Source organism: Pseudogracilibacillus amylolyticus (SeqCode), from assembly GCF_051918545.1.
GTDB lineage: Bacteria > Bacillota > Bacilli > Bacillales > Amphibacillaceae > Pseudogracilibacillus.
In genome coordinates, this window is the sequence record NZ_JBPPZG010000167.1 from 8140 (window position 1) to 8985 (window position 846).

General features: G+C 35.6%; 1 protein-coding gene. It reads left to right on the top strand.

Annotation, left to right across the window (positions count from 1 at the left end; translation table 11 throughout):
• Window positions 1-367 precede the first annotated feature (367 nt).
• Window positions 368-846 (top strand): TetR/AcrR family transcriptional regulator (locus tag ACPYKA_RS15765; RefSeq protein ID WP_479543173.1); only part of this gene is annotated, 479 nt, incomplete at its 3' end.

The window sequence follows — 846 nt, forward strand, 5'->3', positions numbered from 1 at the left end:
ACCAGGAGTCGACTGCCCTCCACTACAATCAACTAGATCGGTGAATCCCCCGGTATAGAACATTTATCATCCACTGCAGCGGTATTCCGCTTTGTGACTGCGTTCATTTTTATACAGCGGAAAACAACGGTTTACTAACTAGGTTTTCAAACTTTCATTACTCAACAGTTTCCTTTAAGCACGTATTAAGATTCCTCAGTTAAATAGTAGCAATCCAAAATTTTATCCTTCGTTTTAGTCATCAGCCCTTACTTAAAAAAGTGAATAGGAAATGAAATTATCGCAAAAGTAACTATTGACAAAGTAGTTTGAAAAATGATATCATTTTTATTGACTGACGGTCGGTCTACAAAATGGAGGAATAAATGTGAGAATATCAAAATCACCAGAAGACAGAAAAAAAGAAATAGTAGATGTTGCAGAAGAGTTGTTTACTACAAAGGGATATTCCCAAACAACAATCAATGATATCCTGCGAAAAATCGGTATTGCCAAAGGTACATTTTATTATTATTTCAAATCCAAGGAAGATGTGATGGATGCAATTGTAGAACGATTTATTGAGATGGGAGTAAAGGCAGCTGAGAAAATTGCTGCAGATCCAACCCTAAAAGCTCCGGAAAAAATATTACAAATTATTATGGCACAAAACCCGGATGAATCTGGAAAAGACAGGATGATTGAAGAATTGCACCGAGTAAATAATGCAGAAATGCATCAAAAGAGTTTAGTTGAAACAATCGTCCAATTAACGCCTATATTGACGAAGGTTATTGAACAAGGAATTCGCGAAGGTACATTTAAAACACCTTATCCAAAAGAAACAGTTGAAGTTTTGTTAGTGTC